General features: G+C 68.3%; 13 protein-coding genes and 2 tRNA genes. 8 read left to right on the top strand and 7 right to left on the bottom strand.

Annotated features, from left to right (window positions below; genetic code table 11):
- Nucleotides 1–61: 61 nt before the first annotated feature.
- On the top strand, nt 62–1,072 hold the full coding sequence (locus ACNI14_RS00185) for a hypothetical protein (protein WP_420517902.1): 1,011 nt from the start codon (nt 62–64) through the stop codon (nt 1,070–1,072).
- A 105-nt stretch (nt 1,073–1,177) separates the two neighbouring features.
- Nucleotides 1,178–1,252: transfer RNA gene (locus ACNI14_RS00180), tRNA-Gln, on the top strand.
- Nucleotides 1,253–1,298: 46 nt separating this feature from the next.
- Here ACNI14_RS00180 and ACNI14_RS00175 read toward each other — a convergent pair.
- Together ACNI14_RS00175 and ACNI14_RS00170 are read right to left on the bottom strand one after the other, a co-directional pair.
- Entirely contained in the window at nt 1,299–2,078 is a 780-nt protein-coding gene (locus tag ACNI14_RS00175; RefSeq protein WP_420517901.1) for an SDR family oxidoreductase, read from the bottom strand.
- A gap of 86 nt (nt 2,079–2,164) precedes the next feature.
- Nucleotides 2,165–4,318, bottom strand: a complete 2,154-nt coding sequence (locus ACNI14_RS00170; RefSeq protein WP_420517900.1) for an ATP-dependent Clp protease ATP-binding subunit — start codon at nt 4,316–4,318, stop codon at nt 2,165–2,167.
- Nucleotides 4,319–4,614: 296 nt separating this feature from the next.
- On the opposite strand from ACNI14_RS00170, the gene ACNI14_RS00165 reads away from it, so the two are divergent.
- Together ACNI14_RS00165 and ACNI14_RS00160 are read left to right on the top strand one after the other, a co-directional pair.
- Nucleotides 4,615–4,687 (top strand) — tRNA-Glu (locus tag ACNI14_RS00165).
- 118 nt (nt 4,688–4,805) lie between these two features.
- The gene (locus ACNI14_RS00160) at nt 4,806–5,234 is read left to right on the top strand and encodes a sigma factor (protein ID WP_420517899.1); all 429 of its coding nucleotides are present in this window, start codon (nt 4,806–4,808) and stop codon (nt 5,232–5,234) included.
- Here the strand turns inward: ACNI14_RS00160 and ACNI14_RS00155 are convergent.
- From ACNI14_RS00155 to ACNI14_RS00140, 4 genes are all read right to left on the bottom strand, one after another.
- Nucleotides 5,206–5,673, bottom strand: a complete 468-nt coding sequence (locus ACNI14_RS00155; protein ID WP_420517898.1) for a thiol-disulfide oxidoreductase DCC family protein — start codon at nt 5,671–5,673, stop codon at nt 5,206–5,208. The two genes, ACNI14_RS00160 and ACNI14_RS00155, sit on opposite strands and share 29 nt — an antisense overlap.
- Before the next feature lie 14 nt (nt 5,674–5,687).
- A complete protein-coding gene (locus ACNI14_RS00150; protein ID WP_420517897.1) occupies nt 5,688–6,284 on the bottom strand; it encodes a hypothetical protein in 597 nt (198 codons plus the stop codon).
- Nucleotides 6,285–6,437: 153 nt separating this feature from the next.
- On the bottom strand, nt 6,438–9,746 hold the full coding sequence (locus tag ACNI14_RS00145) for a glycoside hydrolase family 9 protein (protein WP_420517896.1): 3,309 nt from the start codon (nt 9,744–9,746) through the stop codon (nt 6,438–6,440).
- Nucleotides 9,747–9,990: 244 nt separating this feature from the next.
- Entirely contained in the window at nt 9,991–10,710 is a 720-nt protein-coding gene (locus tag ACNI14_RS00140) for an IclR family transcriptional regulator (protein ID WP_420517895.1), read from the bottom strand.
- Between the two features lie 50 nt (nt 10,711–10,760).
- Here ACNI14_RS00140 and leuC point away from each other — a divergent pair, with 50 nt between their 5' ends.
- The 3 genes from leuC (at nt 10,761) to ACNI14_RS00125 (ending at nt 13,817) form a co-directional block, all read left to right on the top strand.
- Nucleotides 10,761–12,194: a 3-isopropylmalate dehydratase large subunit gene (gene leuC / locus ACNI14_RS00135; protein ID WP_420517894.1), complete on the top strand. Its 1,434-nt coding sequence runs from the start codon at nt 10,761–10,763 to the stop codon at nt 12,192–12,194.
- A 13-nt stretch (nt 12,195–12,207) separates the two neighbouring features.
- Nucleotides 12,208–12,849: a 3-isopropylmalate dehydratase small subunit gene (gene leuD, locus ACNI14_RS00130; RefSeq protein WP_420518412.1), complete on the top strand. Its 642-nt coding sequence runs from the start codon at nt 12,208–12,210 to the stop codon at nt 12,847–12,849.
- 125 nt (nt 12,850–12,974) lie between these two features.
- Nucleotides 12,975–13,817, top strand: a complete 843-nt coding sequence (locus ACNI14_RS00125; RefSeq protein ID WP_420517893.1) for a CPBP family intramembrane glutamic endopeptidase — start codon at nt 12,975–12,977, stop codon at nt 13,815–13,817.
- A gap of 9 nt (nt 13,818–13,826) precedes the next feature.
- On the opposite strand, the gene ACNI14_RS00120 is transcribed toward ACNI14_RS00125, so the two are convergent.
- A complete protein-coding gene (locus ACNI14_RS00120) occupies nt 13,827–14,699 on the bottom strand; it encodes a PfkB family carbohydrate kinase (RefSeq protein WP_420517892.1) in 873 nt (290 codons plus the stop codon).
- Nucleotides 14,700–14,849: 150 nt separating this feature from the next.
- Here ACNI14_RS00120 and murA point away from each other — a divergent pair, with 150 nt between their 5' ends.
- Nucleotides 14,850–16,160 carry a UDP-N-acetylglucosamine 1-carboxyvinyltransferase gene (gene murA, locus ACNI14_RS00115; RefSeq protein ID WP_420517891.1) on the top strand — a complete coding sequence of 437 codons (1,311 nt, stop codon included), beginning with the start codon at nt 14,850–14,852 and terminating at the stop codon, nt 16,158–16,160.
- Nucleotides 16,161–16,162: the final 2 nt, after the last annotated feature.

Below are 16,162 nucleotides of genomic sequence, written 5' to 3'. Positions count from 1 at the left end.
CAGCGACTCTCGGCCCGTCGGCGTATCGTCTTTTTGAGGGCGCGAAGAGGCGGGGTGAGAGGTGACTCAGGAGTACGTGGTCGTCGAAGACCCGCACGCCCCGCGTGAACGGCCGGATCGGGACGGCGCGACGTCGAGGCGCCGCGTCCGGGCGGCGCTCCTGACCGGTGCCGCGCTCGCGTTCGTCGCCATGGGCGCTGCCCTCGCGTGGCCCGACCGGGGGCCCGACCCCGTTCCCGAACCCGACGACCGCGCGGCCACAGCCGCGAGAATCACGGCCGTGGTCTACCAAGAGTGGCTCGATCGCAACGTCCTGGTGGAGTGCATGGAGGAGCGCGGGTTCCCCTACGAGGTGAGGATCGTGGATCACGCCGATTCGCTGGAGACCGTGGCGCAGTTCCTCGGGCTCGAGCCCTCGACGGCTCACCCCGACGCGCCCGTCCCTCTTCTGCGCCAACCCGATCTCTACCTGGGGAGGGGAGGGGCGGCGATGGCCGAGCGCACTCGCGGCGGCTCAGCGTGCACCATGCCGCCGCGCACCTCGGTGTCGACGCTCGATGACGAGGCGCTGGAGCGCGCGGTGGCGTCTGCCCGCGAGGACGAGCGGTTCCTCACCACCGTCGCCGAGCAGGTGTGGGTCGAGCAGCACCCCGCGCAGGTCACGCACGCGATCTCGCTGCTGCGCCAGGAAGGGGCGATCGCAGGCGAGGCCGGCCCGTGGAGCGAGGCGGTGGAGGCGGTCGCCGCAGTGGTGCAGGAACGGGCGGTGTGGGTGCCTGTCGTGACGGGGTCGGAGGAGTCGTTCGCGCAGGCGGTGGGGCTCACCGACGGCGGGGGAGCGGTGGCGGTGCGGGTAGGGGACGAGGCCGCCTCGCTCGACCGGGACAGCTACCTGACGCGCACGGACGCCATCGCCTGCGGCCCCGTGACCATCAGCGCAGGGGTGAAGAATCCGTGGGGAACCACGGAGGAGCTGGCGAACGTCATGGATGCACTGGGGCCCGCCTGCAACGCTCTCATCGGGGCCGGGATCGTCGAGGGTGAGAGCCTCGCGGACGTGTACTGGGACTGACGCGCGTGCATGCGAGGTCAGTTTTGTCCGGCGGCCCGGGCACGGTAGAGTGGTTCGTCGGCCGGGCTTCTTGCTCGGCTTTGTCTCGGCCCCGGTCGGGGCCGTTGGGGTATGGTGTAATTGGCAGCACGAGTGATTCTGGTTCATTTAGTCTAGGTTCGAGTCCTGGTACCCCAGCCAGAAGAAAAGGCCCGCTACGGCGGGCCTTTTCTCGTTTCCGGGTGAGTCACCAGATCGAATCTCCGCGGATGACCACGTCGGAACCGCCGTCGACGTACACCACCTGTCCGCACAGGTGAGTGTTCTCCTCCCCGGCGAGCCAGGCGAGCAGCGTGGCGACCGCGATGGGCTCCGCGAAGCCGTTCAGCGGCATGGGCACGCCCTTGGCGATCTGCTCACGGCCCTCCTCTGTCGCGAGAATGGGCTCGACCATGGGCGTGAGAATCACCCCGGGCGCGACCGCGTTGAGCGGGATCGATGCCCCGGCCCACTCGTCGGCGGCGGCGTTGCGCCGGATCCAGCGGGCGAACGCGACCTTGGTGGACGCGTAGATGAGCTGTCCGGTCTGCTCGTCCGCTGCGAGGGTCTCGGCCCGCGCCATGGCCGCGGGTTCGTCGCCCGCCAGCATGTGGTCCACGAGCTCGGTGTCGTGGTCCATCAGGCTCGCCATCGACCCCACTCCGACCGCGCGCGGGGCGGGGGACTCGGCGAGCAACGGTCGCAGGTTCTCGAGTGTGGCGATCATGCCGAAGTAGTTCACGGCCACGGTGGCGGCAACGGGCAGTGCGAGCCCCGCGACAGCGACGATCGCGTCGACGCCGCCGCCCGCGCGCTCCTTGACGGCTTCGGCCAGCCCCTCGCGGTCGTCGGCGCTGGTGAGATCCGCGGTGATGTCCGCATCGTGCAGGTCCACACCGATCACTGTGTGCCCGCGATCCTTCAGCAATTGAGCCGTCGACTCTCCAATGCCCGAGGCGGCTCCGGTCACTACATACGTGCGCGGCATGGCGCACCTCCCTTGACTCAGGGGGACCACTTCCAGGCTAGACCCGGTGGGCGGCGGCGGCAACGGGACGAGACGGCGCCGCCCGTCTACGCGGACATCAGCACCACCTGGTCGCCATCCCAGTCCGCGCGCACCTGGTCGCCTTCGCCGACGGTGCCGTCCACGATCTCCTTGGCGAGAGCGTTCAGCACGCGGGTCTGAATCAGCCGGCGCAGGGGCCGCGCGCCGAAGGCGGGGTCGAAGCCGTCGCGTGCGAGCGATTCGCGCAGGGCGTCGGTGACGGTGAGCGCGATGTCCTTCTGCGATGCGATCCGTGCGACGGCCTTCGCGAGCTCCGTCTCGACGATGTCGCCCATCGCGGAGGGGTCGATGCGGTCGAAGATCACCACGTCGTCCAGACGGTTGAGGAACTCGGGTCGGAAGGCCTTGCGGAGCACCGCGTGGAGGTCTGCCTCGAGAGCGTCCCGGTGGACGCCGTCCCATCCCAGGACGATGTCGCTGCCGAGGTTCGACGTCATGATGAGGATGGTGTTCGCGAAGTTCACCGTGCGTCCGCGGCCGTCCGTAAGTCGACCGTCATCGAGCACCTGCAGCAGCACGTTCCACACGTCCGGGTGGGCCTTCTCGACCTCGTCGAACAGCACGATGCTGTACGGACGGCGGCGCACCGCCTCGGTGAGCTGACCGCCCTGGTCGTAGCCTACGTAGCCGGGAGGCGCACCTATGAGGCGGCTCACCGCGTGGCTCTCCATGTACTCCGACATGTCGATGCGGACCATCGCGCGCTCATCGTCGAACAGCTGCTCGGCGAGGGCTCGCGCCAGCTCGGTCTTGCCCACACCCGTGGGGCCCAGAAAGAGGAACGAGCCGATGGGCCGGTGCTCGTCCGCGAGCCCCGCGCGGGCCCGCCTGATCGCATCGGCGACGCTCGCGATCGCCCGGTGCTGGCCGACCACGCGTTCGTGAAGGCGGTCCTCCAGCTGGCCGAGCTTGGACGATTCGTCGGTCAGCAGCTTCTCCACCGGCACGCCCGTCCACTTCGCCACGACGCTGGCGATGTCCTCGCCGGTCACCTCCTCACGGAGCATGCGCTCCTCGGGGGCGATCGACTCCAACTCAGCCCGCGCATCGGCCATCTCCTTGTCCGCCGCAGGGATCTCCCCGTAGCGGATGCGGCCGGCGCGCTCGAGCTCACCGTAGCGCTCGGCGCGCTCCAGGTCTCCGCGCAACGACTCGAGACGCTCGGTCGCGGAGGAGACGCGCACGATGAGGTCCTTCTCGCGCGCCCAGCGCATATTGAGCTCGTCCGACTCGGCCTTCAGGCGCGCGATGTCGTCATCGATCTCGTCGCGACGGGCACGTGCGGCGGGGGACTTGTCCTTCGCCACCTGCGTGCGCTCGATCTCGAGCTGCATGATGCGCCGGCGCGCGCGGTCGAGCTCGATCGGCATCGAGTCGAGCTGCATCTTCAGGGCGCTGGTGGCCTCGTCGATGAGGTCGACGGCCTTGTCGGGGAGGAATCGGTCGGAGATGTAGCGGTCCGACAGCCGGGCGGAGGCGACGATCGCCTCGTCGGTGATCTTCACCCCGTGGTGGACCTCGTACTTCTCCTGGAGGCCGCGCAGGATCGCGACCGTGTCCTCGATGGACGGCTCGCCCACGTAGACGGGCTGGAAGCGCCGTTCGAGCGCGGAGTCGGTCTCGATGTGCTCGCGGTACTCGCCGAGCGTGGTGGCGCCGATCATGCGCAGCTTGCCGCGGGCGAGCATCGGCTTGAGGATGTTGCCCGCGTCGACGCTGCCGTCCGCCTTGCCGGCCCCCACGATGGTGTGGAGCTCGTCGACGAACAGCAGGATGCGGCCCTCGGCCTGCTCGACCTCGGTGAGGATGGCCTTGAGTCGCTCCTCGAACTGCCCGCGATAGGCCGCGCCCGCGACGACGGAGCTCATGGCGATCTCGATCACGCGCCGGTCCTTGAGCGAGGACGGGACGTCGCCGGCGACGATGCGCTGAGCGAGGCCCTCGACTATCGCGGTCTTGCCCACGCCGGGCTCGCCGATGAGGACGGCGTTGTTCTTGGTACGGCGCGTGAGCACCTGCATGACGCGTCGAATCTCTTCGTCGCGGCCGATGACGGGGTCAAGCGCTCCCGACTCGGCGAGAGCCGTGAAGTCCTGGCCGAACTGCTCGAGGGCGCTCGGCTGTTGTTCCGTTTGAGGGGACTGCTCGTTGCTACTCATGGCGAACCTCCTGGTGTGACACTGCGTGAACTCGAACTTGAGTCTGATGGGCTCAAGTTTACATAACGGACACTTGCCGGGCAAGAGGAGCGGGGCCGATGCGGGGGAGGGGTCCCCCGCGGGAGCGGCGGCGGTCGTGGGGCTGGGCATCGTGCGTGCGTGCCGGGGCACGGTCGCGTGGGCAATCGAGGTGGCTCAGAGCGGGTCGACAGGGGTGCACAGACGCGATTGGCGCGACGGCCCAAACATGGGCTATCATCGTGACTCGCGTCCGCCGCTGGTTGGTGGATGGCTAGGGCCCCGTTGTGTAGCGGCCTAGCACGCCGCCCTCTCACGGCGGTAGCGCGGGTTCGAATCCCGTCGGGGCTACTTTTCTTTTCTACTCACAGTTCTTGTGAGGCTTTTCCGTGCAGCGGCTGCACCCGGTCCTGCACGACCACCCCTCCCCGTGCCGCGATCTTTGCGACAGGGACGGTGGAGCGCGATCATGGTCCTCGGACAATATTTTTCTGGTGCCCTCGCGGCAGCCCGCAAGGGCTCCGTATGGGCCTGGGTCTCGATCTATCGAGACCTCCACGGCCCCTTGCACGCGTACGTCCGCGGCTCGAGCGTCGACTCGTCTGACGACGACCTTCTCCCCGAGACTTTTCTGCGGATGGCGCGCGAGATCCATCGCTTCGAGGGAGACGAGGACGACTTTCGGGCATGGGCGTTCGAAATTACCCGCCACGCCGTCGAAGCGGAGTGGCGGGCATCGGGGAGCGCTCATGCCGCTACGGACTCCGTGCACGCCTCTGACCTGGCCGCGCGCCACTGCCTGACGTCCGACGGCCGTCTGCCGCTTGGGGACCTGTCCTTGGTCGAATTGAGGGCCGTCATTCGCGGACTCAGCATGGAGCGTTGCCCGCTCCCGTAAGCTCCGCGACGTCGTCGAGGGTCGCGAGTCGCGCCCGCCACTGATCGACGAGTGCGCGCGGGGGAGTGCCGCACGACGGGTCCTCGGCGGGACGCCGGGGACGCCTCGCCGCCACGAACCGATACACCGTGTCGCGTATGCCGCGCGGGAGGGCCCTCATCGCAGCGGCCGCGCGCCACGGCCAGCCGAGGCCTGCCGCCACCGCGGCGACCGCATCGGACCGTAACTGGGGACCCCGCGCCGTCGCCACCACAAGCGTCGAGGCCGCCACCTCGGGTGGCAACCCCATGGCGCTGAGCGCCGCGCGCCCCACGGGGCCGTCGCTGCCCGCGATGAGGAATCGCCGGTCGCCGTCGCGCCTGATCAACCACGCCACGAAGCCATTGCACAGGCCGCAGTCGCCGTCGAACACGACGATGGGGCGCGGCTGCGAAGGCATGCCGTCAGGGTAGGTCACTGCCCGGGATGCGGCTTGTCGGCGCGTGTCGCCCCACGACTGGTGGGTGCCGGGACCCCGTCATTTTGAGACGCGGCCAAAGACCTCGCGAGGTGCTCCCCCCAATGCATGGCCTTCTCCTCTTGGCCGCCGAGCAGGAGGGCCCCCGGCTCCGCGGAGCCGGTGACGAGCGCGACGGTGAAGGTGTGCGGCTCGTCGAGGGGCACGTACCCCAGGGAGCCCAGCCGGGCCAGGATCGCTCGCGCCGCTCCATGTCCGAGCGGGCCGCGGATGCCGGTCTCGAAGGCCGCGCAGTGAACGCTCGAGGGACCAAGATCCTCGAGCCACTGTCGGATCGAGGGGTGGCTGACATCGGCATGCAGGCCGGGTCGACCGTAGGTCTTTGCCATCGCGGACTTGCGCGAGGCCTCGGTCGGAAGGTTCATCGCGTGAACAGGGGCGCCCGCCACCACGAGTCGCGCGTGCGCGAGAACCGCCGGGGTGGCCTTGTCCGTGGGGAGTGCGACGGCGCCGTTCCCGAGTCCCCGCGCAATGGCCCGCGCGATGGCGGCGGTATTGCCCCACAGCGACTCGTATACGACGACGGCGTCCATATCCCCGGTATACACCTTGGGGCGTTGGGTAGTGACGGACCTAAGTCCCGACTGTCGCGTGCGGGTCGAGCGAGCCAGCGCATCGGCTCTTCACACGCAACGGCGCCCGCCCCCGAGATGTCCTCGGGAGCGGGCGCCGCTGTGGTGCTTAAGTTAGCTCTCGGATGCGCGGTGGAGGAACGCCGCTATCGCATCGCGGGTGATCGGCTCGAACGGACGGAAGGTGCCGTCCGACCAGCCCTCGACGATGCCTTGCTCTGCGGCCCATTCGATGGCCTCGTAGTGCTCCGAGGTCGGCAGAACGTCCGGGAACGTGGGCACCAGGGGAGCCGTGTACTCGTCGTCTCCCATGATCCGGAACAGGAACGCCGCCATCGCGTCACGCGTGACATTCGAGAACGGACGGAAGGAGCCGTCGTCCCAGCCCTGCGCGTAGCCCGACTCGAGAAGCCAGACGATGTCCTCGTAGTGCTCCAGCGACTCAGTCACGTCGCTCGGCAGGTCGTCGCCGGGCTCCACCGGCTCACCGTCCTGCCACCGGAACAGGAACGCGGCGATCGCGTCACGGGTCGCGTTGTTGAACGGACGGAACGTGCCGTCTGCCCAACCATTGGAGATGCCCTGCTGCGACATCCACATGATGTGCTCGTAGTGCTCGAGTGACACGTCCACGTCCGAGAACGAGGGGTAGCCGATGCCGTCCGCCTGGTCGACGTCCGCCATCCACGACGCCACCCAGCTCAGCGCCGAGTTCCAGTTTACGGTGATCTCGTTGGTCGCCCACGATTGAATGTGGTCGACGTAGCACCGCTGCGGAGCGCAGTCCTGGTTGGGGTACAGGGCAGCAAACGTGGGATCCCACGTGCTGGTGGTGGTGTTGGGGCCGCCCGCAACCGAACCCGCAGGCGGGTTGGGGAGCTCGGCGTTGAGCTGGTTCGCGAACCAGCGCGAGTGCTGGTTCTGGCTGGTGACCGTGCCGTAGTCCGTGACGTAGGACCAGTTGAGCGCGTTGCGACCCAACAGGTAATCCATCGACTCGATGGCGGAGTCGGCGTATTCGCGATTGCCGGTGAGGTCGAATGCCGTGCCCAACACCACCTGGTTGTTGAGCACCGAGGCGTTGGAGCCCCACACGAAACCGTCGTCCGGCAGCGCCAGTCCGAACTCCTGGGCCTCCTGTACTGCGAGGATGCCGTCCGCACCCGCGACGACCTGAGCGCGCACCTCGCCGCGGTCGGAGAAGTCGCTTTCCACAGTCGCGAGGTTCATCTTGGCGATCGCATCGAGAGCGTCCCAGCTGAAGCCTCCCGTGGGGAACGAGTCGGCCTCGTGCACCGGCGACGCGAGCAGGAAGTCCTCGTACTCGTCCTCGCCGGTCGTCAGGAACAGCTCGGCCGCGGCCCAATAGAACTCGTCCGTCACGTCGTCGTCGTTGTAAGGACCGCCGCCGTCCGCGCCGTCAGCTGCCGGGGCGTACAGATCGGGTGTACCGAGCGCCGCCTCCCACGTCGACTCTGCCGCAGCGAGCAACTCGTCCGCGAACTCCGCGTCGTAATCCGCGAACAGTCGCGCTCCCTGCGCCGCCGTGGCGGCGACGTTGAGCGTCGCTGCCGTGGAGGGGCGGTGCAGCTCGCGCACCTGGGAGTCGTTGACCGGCATCAAGGGAAGGCCGGTCCAGCCGTCGTCGTGAATCTTGTGGTGGACCATTCCCTCGAACTGCGCACCCTCCGGGACCTGCATCGCGGTCATGAACTCGAGCTGCCAGCGGGCCTCATCGAGCACGTCCGGCACGTCGTTTCCGGTCTCGGGCAGGTTGAGCGTGCTGTCGCCAAGAGCGCCAGCCTCAGTCGCCGCGGCGGTCGTGGTGCGCTCGTAGGTGCCGAGGAGCTGCGCCGTCGAGATGCCGCCGTTCACCACGTACTTGCCGTGGTCGCCAGCGTCGTACCAGCCGCCCACCACGTCCAGCGTGTAGTCGCACGCGTCCCAGCCGTAGCTGTCCGTGTAGACCGCGGCCACGTCGGTCGCGTTCTGGCATGGCACGTCGAGGTCGCCCTTGTTCGCCACGCCGTCTGCAGGGGAGGAGACGTGGCCAGCGGCCCGTGCGTAGTCCTCGCCCACGATGCCCGCCTCGATCTCGATTCCCGAGCGGGCGAGATAGAAGTAGTTCAGGGAGTCGTAGCGAAGTTGGTCGTACGCGTCGGTGCCGATCTCGAACTCGTACGACGTCTCGCCGTCCGAGACGAGGGTGTAACTGCCGGCCGCCGTGATGTCCGAGAAGTCGATGCCGTGTACGTTCAGCCCTGCGGACTCGTCCACGCCCATCGGCTCGGTCGAACCGGAGGCGACGACTGCATCGGCGCTGTCGTGCAGTTCCCAGGCCACCGGATCCGTCTCGTCGGTGACGAGCGTGGCCTCCTTGGGGCCGTGGGAGAGGTAGCCGACCTGGTTGACCCGCACGCGCGGACCGGTCTCGGGCTCATATGCCTCGACAGTGCCGCCGCCCAGGAGCGAGGCCTCGTCCAGGCAGAACGTCCACGGCTGAGCGGAGCCGCCCAGCTGGAACGCGACCTGGAGGTTGGGGGCCTCGGGGGTCGAGGGCGTGGGCTCGTCGAGCGAGAAGCTGGTCGAGTAGGTGCCGTTGGGGGCGCTCTGAATGAGCTCCCCATAGGTGCCATAGGGCGCGCCGTTGTCGCCGACGATCGCCCGCACGGGTCCCGTTCCGGTGCCCGTGAAGCTCAACGAGTAGTCGCCGGCGGGCAGCACGTACTGGCCGGTGTCTGGGTCGAGCGAACCGACGTCGTTGTAGCCCACGATCACGTCCCAGGGGTTGGATGTGCCTCCCGGGATGCCGATGCACCACACGCCGTCGGTCACCGCCGAGTCGGTGACGTTCTCTGTCGTCCACCAAGGCTCGGATCCGTCGACAAAGTCGGTATTGCTCAGGTACTCCGTGCCCGCAGACGCCACGGAGACGTTGTCCACGCAGAACGTCCACGGGTCGCTCGCGCCGCCCACCTGGAATGCGGTCTGGAGGTCAGTCATGTCCTCCTCGAGCGTGAATGCCACTTCGTATCGCTGCAGTTCGTCGGTGAGGGGCTCCGTCACGTTCGCGAACTGTGTGTAGGGGTCATTCGGCAACTGCACGAGCCCCACAGCGGTCGGCGATCCGGCTGAGGCAGACGCCTCGAAACCGAAGACGTACTCGCCCGCAGCAAGGTTGACACCGTTCTGACCGACAATCGCGTCCCACGGGTTGGCGGTGCCGCCGGGAACGTCAACGCACAGGGCGCCCGACTCGACGGTGGCGCTGGGGGTGAGGTTTGAGGTCGTGAACCACGGATCGATTCCGGACTCGAAATCGCCGTTCGCGACGTCCGCGCTAGCCGGGGACACTCCCGCGACCATGATGGCCGCCGCCGTCGCCAGGGCGACGGAGGCGCTTCGCAACGCTGTTCTTTTCACTGTGCTCTCCTTTGAGCTCTCTGTGAGGCCGTATCTGCCTCCGCACCGCCGTCAATCGAAACGATTCGGTACATGCATCAGGATCCTAGCAAGAAACGTTTCGATGCGCACGAATCTGAGCGCTCACATTTGAGAATAGGTCATCTGCCAGGTACTTTTCCCAAGTGTTCGCGCAGGTGCGTGATCGCGCCTGCAGGCCCGCGCATCGGCCGGTCTGGGGGCCGAATGTCGAGTGGCCGATGACTTAGTGATCCGTGCGGCGCAGCACGTCGCTGAGCTGTCGCGCGGCGTCCATCACTGCCGATGCGTGGGCTGCGGCGGGATGGCCCGTGAGCCTCTCGATCGGGCCGGAGATCGACACCGCCGCGATGACGGTCCCGCCCGTGCCCCACACGGGGGCGGAGACCGAGGAGACGCCGGCCTCGCGCTCGCCCGCGCTCTCGGCGTGGCCCGCCTCGCGCACCTGGGCGAGGTCCGCTGCCGTGAAGTTCGCGTGCGCGAGCGCCTGGTGCACGCGGCCGGGCTCGTCCCACGCGAGCAGCACCTTGGCCGCCGAGCCGGCGCTCATCGTCATGGTGGTTCCCACGGGAATCGAGTCGCGCAGCCCCACGGGGCGGTCGACGGCTGCGATGCAGATGCGTTGATCGCCGTGGGGGCGGTAGAGCTGGCTCGACTCGCCCGTGCGATCGCGCAGCGTGGTGAGGACGGGAAGCGCGGCGGAGACCAGTCTGTCTTCGCCGACGGTCGCGGCGAGCTCGGAGAAGCGGCGACCCAGGATGAACGCTCCGCTGGGGTCGCGGCCCACGAGGTGGTGGTGCTCGAGGGCGAGGGCCAGGCGGTGGACCGTGGGGCGGGCGAGGTGGGTGGAGTTGACGAGTTCCGCGAGGGTCGCGGGACCCTGCTCGAGCGCGCCGAGTATCGCTGCCGTCTTGTCAACGACGCCGACGCCGCTATGCTTGTCCATAGAGCGATACTAGCGTCTCAAAATGTGAGATGTCGAGCACGGAGGTTGAGATGGGCACAACGCTGGCAGAGAAGCTGTGGGCCGACCACCTGGTCCGCAAAGGTGAGGACGGCGCGCCCGATCTCATCTATATCGACCTTCACATGTGTCACGAGGTCACGAGTCCGCAGGCCTTCGAGGGGCTGCGCCTGGCCGGCCGCGAGGTGCGCCGACCGGACCTGACCATCGCGACCGAGGACCACAACACCCCCACGCTCGACATCGACAAGCCGATCGCGGACCTCACGAGCCGCACGCAGGTCGACACACTACGCAACAACGCCCGCGAGTTCGGCGTGCGCATCCACTCGCTGGGAGACGCCGACCAGGGAATCGTCCACGTGGTGGGACCGCAGCTGGGGCTCACGATGCCCGGCATGACCGTGGTCTGCGGCGACTCGCACACGTCGACTCACGGCGCGTTCGGCGCGCTGGCGTTCGGCATCGGCACGTCCGAGGTCGAGCACGTGCTCGCCACGCAGACGCTGCCGCTCAAGGAGTTCAAGACGATGGCGATCAACGTCGACGGCGAGCTGCCCGAGGGCTCGACGGCGAAGGACATCATCCTTGCGGTCATCGCCAAGATCGGCACCGGCGGCGGTCAGGGCTACGTGCTCGAGTACCGCGGCGAGGCCATCCGGTCCTTGTCGATGGAGGCGCGGATGACCATCTGCAACATGTCCATCGAGGCCGGTGCCCGCGCGGGGCTCATCGCCCCGGACGAGACCACCTTCGAGTACGTGAAGGGCCGCCCGCACGCCCCCGAGGGCGAGGACTGGGACGAGGCCGTCGAGTACTGGCGCACTCTCACCACCGACGACGACGCGGTCTTCGACACCGAGGTCACCCTCGATGCGAGCGAGCTCGAGCCCTTCGTCACCTGGGGCACCAACCCCGGTCAGGGCCTGCCGCTCAGCGCTTCGATCCCGAACCCGGAGCAGATTGCGGACGCCGACGAGCGTGAGGCCGCCGAGAACGCGCTGGTCTACATGGGCCTCAAGCCGGGTCAGCCGCTGCGCGAGTTGGCGATCGACACCGTGTTCCTGGGCTCGTGCACCAACGGCCGCATCGAGGACCTGCGCGCCGCCGCCGCGATCATCCAGGGCCGCACCAAGGCGCCCAACACCCGCATGCTCGTGGTGCCCGGCTCCGCCCGCGTGCGCCTGCAGGCCGAGCAGGAGGGCCTGGACCAGGTGTTCAAGGACTTCGGCGCCGAGTGGCGCAATGCCGGCTGTTCGATGTGCCTCGGGATGAACCCCGACCAGCTGAAGCCCAAGGAGCGCGCGGCCTCCACCTCGAACCGCAACTTCGAGGGTCGCCAGGGCAAGGGCGGCCGCACCCACCTGGTGAGCCCGCTCATCGCCGCCGCGACCGCAGTGCGCGGCACCCTGTCCAGCCCCGCCGACCTCGAGGATGCCGACGTGCTCGTCGGCGCCCCGGCCTAAGGAGCCAGCCATGATGGAGAAGATCACCACCCACACCGGCATCGGCGTCCCGCTGCGCCGTTCCAACGTCGACACCGACCAGATCATCCCCGCCGTCTACCTCAAGCGAGTGACGCGCACGGGCTTCGAGGACGCGCTGTTCGCGGCGTGGCGCGGGGACGATTCGTTCGTCCTCAACCAGGAGGCCTACAAGCAGGGCTCCGTGCTGGTCACTGGCCCCGACTTCGGCACCGGCTCGTCCCGCGAGCACGCCGTCTGGGCGCTCAAGGACTACGGCTTCAAGGTCGTGCTCGCCCCGCGGTTCGCGGACATCTTCCGTGGCAACTCCGGCAAGCAGGGCCTGGTCACCGGCATCGTGACGCAGGAGAACATCGAACTGATCTGGAAGCTGCTCGAGGCCGAGCCCGGCAAGCAGATCACCGTCTCCCTCGAGGACCGCACGGTCACCTGCGGCGAGCTCACTGTTCCTTTCGAGATCGACGACTACGTCCGGTGGCGCCTGCTCGAGGGGCTCGACGACATCAGCCTGACCCTCCAGCACGAAGAGGACATCACGGCCTTCGAGGCCACGCGTGGCTCGTGGCGACCCAAGACGCTGCCGGCCAAGACCGAGCCCACCTTCCACGTGGAGGCGGCCCGCGCGGTCGACGCCTGACCTCCCCCTGTAGGAAGGTTCTGTTCACGGTTCGCCGTGGCGGTGCGTGCTGTAGGAAGATTTGGTGCGCTTGCCCGCCGAACTAAGCGACCGCATCGGCCGCGAGTCATGGGATGCTCTTCACCATGACTTCCGCCCCGGTTGAGAGCACGCCCCTGCGCGCCGACGCGCTCACGGCAGGCCGCATCACCGCCGCCGTCCTCGTGTGCGGCGCAGCGGTGCTGCTGTTCGCCATTCACGAGCGCCCGCTCGGCTACGTTCCGCTGATCGCGGGCGTGGTGCTGGCGTTCCTGATCGACCGCAGCCTCGCGAAGGACCTGAGCCTGATCGCGATCGGCCAGCTGATCATCTCCACGATCTCGCTGGAGGCCGACCTCTCCGATGCGGGGATCACGCGGTTCGCCATCGCGCTGTCGCTGGCCGTGCTAGTGCCATGGGCGCTGGCCCGCTATTGGCTGAAGCACGACGCGGTGAAGTTCCCGGTCAACACCGGGGTGCGGTGGACGAAGGCGCAGTGGTGGTACCTGGGGTTCGTGATCCTTGCCGGGTACCTGATCCTGCCGTTCTATTTCATCGGCTCAGGCGCGTACATGAACTGGCCTGAGATCACCGGCGGAGACGAGATCGCGCGCCTGTTCGTCGGCGTCAACGCGGTGGGCATCTGGGACGAGCTGTTCTTCATCTGCACGGTGTTCGCGCTGCTGCGACGCCACTTTCCGATGTGGCTCGCCAACATCCTGCAGTCGCTCGTGTTCGTGTCGTTCCTGTGGGAGCTCGGCTACCGCGAGTGGGGTCCACTGCTGACGATCCCGTTCGCGCTCATCCAGGCGTGGATCTTCTCGAAGTACAAGTCGCTGCCGTACGTGATCACGGTGCACCTGCTGTTCGACGCGGTGGTGTTCGCGGTGCTCGTGCACGCGCACCACCCAGACCTGTTCAACTTCTTCATCACGGTGCCGGGGCGCTAGCTCCGCCGCCTACGCGCGCAGCCACGCCCGCGTGCCGAACGAGGCCAGCGAAGGCGCCATCGCCCGTGAGGCCCACGCGAGGTCCTCTGCGAGCCGCGCATCGTCCAGACCCTGCTCAGCCACTCGCGCGGTCATGGCGCCGTGGAAGAAGTCGCCCGCGCCCAGGGTGTCGATCACGTCGGTGCGCTCGACCGCGACGGTGCCCGAGGCGCCCGGGGCGCGCCACAGCACGTCGCCGGCGCCGCGCGTAATGACGGCGCGTTCGACGCCAAGCGAGGCGAGCCACGCGAACACGTCGTCCGGTTCACGCGAGCCTTGCGGGGTGGAGAGATCGGCCGATGCGATCACCAGGTCGGTCTCCCGCGCCACATCGGCGGTGTGCGGCTTGAGGCTCCCGGCGTCCATCAGCACGGGGATGCCCGATGCGCGGGCCGCCTTGGCAGCCGCGATCGCCGTCCGCGGGTGGTAGCCATCGACCAGAACTGCACCGATCCCGTCGAGACTGGGCAGCGCGCATGCAGGTGACTCGAGTCCGGCCGCACCGGACGATGGCGACACCACTGCGCGGTCGCCCGTGGCACGCGTCACCATGATCGACGCGGTGACGGGCGGCTCGGTTCCGCCGTCCTCGGCGAGGAGGGCAACGCCGCACTCGGCGAGGTCCGCGCGGATGATGTCAGCGAGCGGGTGGCGGGGCAGCCGGGTCACGAGGGTCGCGGCACCGCCCAGATGGGCCATGGCCACGGCGGCGTTGGTCGCGGGACCTCCCGCCGCGATGAGCATGTCCAGTGCGGCCACCTTCTCGTTGGCCGCGGGCACGCGGTCGACGGACTGAATCACGTCGAGTGTGCACAGTCCGGTGAACAGGGCGTGGGGCGTCACGGTGCCATCGTGCCATCCGGTCGTGAACGGATTCTTCCTACAGCGCGCACCTCGAACGCGAAGTGGGTACAGAACCTTCCTACAGGGGGACGGGAGGGGTGGCGCGCGCCGGAGACGCGCACTTGTCGACGATGGGGGAAGATAGAGCGCATGACCGACTCCATTCGTGTGCACGGCGGCGCGCCCCTGCGCGGCGAGATCACGGTGCGTGGCGCCAAGAACTTCGTGTCGAAGGCCATGGTCGCGGCCCTGCTCGGGTCAGCGCCGTCCACCCTGCGCAATGTCCCCAACATTCGCGACGTGAAGGTCGTCTCCGAGCTCCTGCGCCTGCACGGCGCCGGCGTCGACTACAACGTCGAGAGCGGCGAGATCGCTCTCGACACCACGACGCTGCAGTCCGCGGACGCCCTTCAGATCGCGAACCACGCCGGCTCCTCGCGGATCCCGATTCTGCTGTGCGGCCCGCTGCTGCACCGCCTCGGAGAGGCCGTGATCCCAGACCTCGGCGGCTGCCGGATCGGCGATCGCCCCATCAACTTCCACCTCGAGATCCTCGAGAAGTTCGGCGCGCAGGTCGAGCAGGCCGGCGACGGTCTCCACCTGACCGCACCGAACGGCCTCACTGGCATCGCGCACACGCTCACCTACCCGTCGGTGGGTGCCACCGAGCAGCTGCTGCTCACCGCAGTGCTCGCGAAGGGCATCACGACCCTCGACAACGCCGCGGTCGAGCCAGAGATCAAGGACCTCATCGACACGCTGCAGAAGATGGGTGCGATCATCTCGGTCGACACCGACCGCTCGATCACCATCGAGGGCGTCGAGCGGCTGGGCGGATACGACCACACGGCGCTCGCGGACCGTATCGAGGTGGGGTCGTGGGCCTCCGCCGCGCTCGCGACCCGCGGGGACATCACGATCCGCGGCGCGCAGCAGCGCACCATGGGGATGTTCCTCAATGTGTTCCGCAAGGTGGGCGGCGAGTTCGATGTGCAGCAGGACGGCATCCGGTTCTGGCACCCGGGCGGCGACCTCAACGCCATCCCGTTGCAGACGGACGTGCACCCCGGGTTCATGACGGATTGGCAGCAGCCGCTGGTGGTCGCCCTCACGCAGGCCAAGGGGCTCAGCATCGTGCACGAGACGGTGTACGAGAACCGGTTCGGATTCACGGACGCACTGGTGGCGATGGGCGCGCAGGTGCAGCTCTACCGCGAGTGCCTGGGCGACAAGAAGTGCCGGTTCGGCCAGCGCAACTTCCGCCACAGCGCCGTCATCTCGGGCCCCACGCCGCTGACGGCGGCGGACATCGAGGTGCCGGACCTGCGCGGAGGTTTCTCGCACCTGATCGCCGCGCTCGCGGCGCAGGGCACCTCGACCGTGTCGGGCATCGGCATCATCGACCGCGGGTATGAGGCGTTCCGCGACAAGCTGACGGCGCTCGGCGCCTCGGTCGAGTAGCC

This window comes from Demequina pilifera, assembly GCF_048814985.1.
Taxonomy (GTDB): Bacteria; Actinomycetota; Actinomycetes; order Actinomycetales; family Demequinaceae; genus Demequina.
Note: the sequence above shows the minus strand (reverse complement) of the source record. Positions and strands in the feature narration are given on the sequence as shown.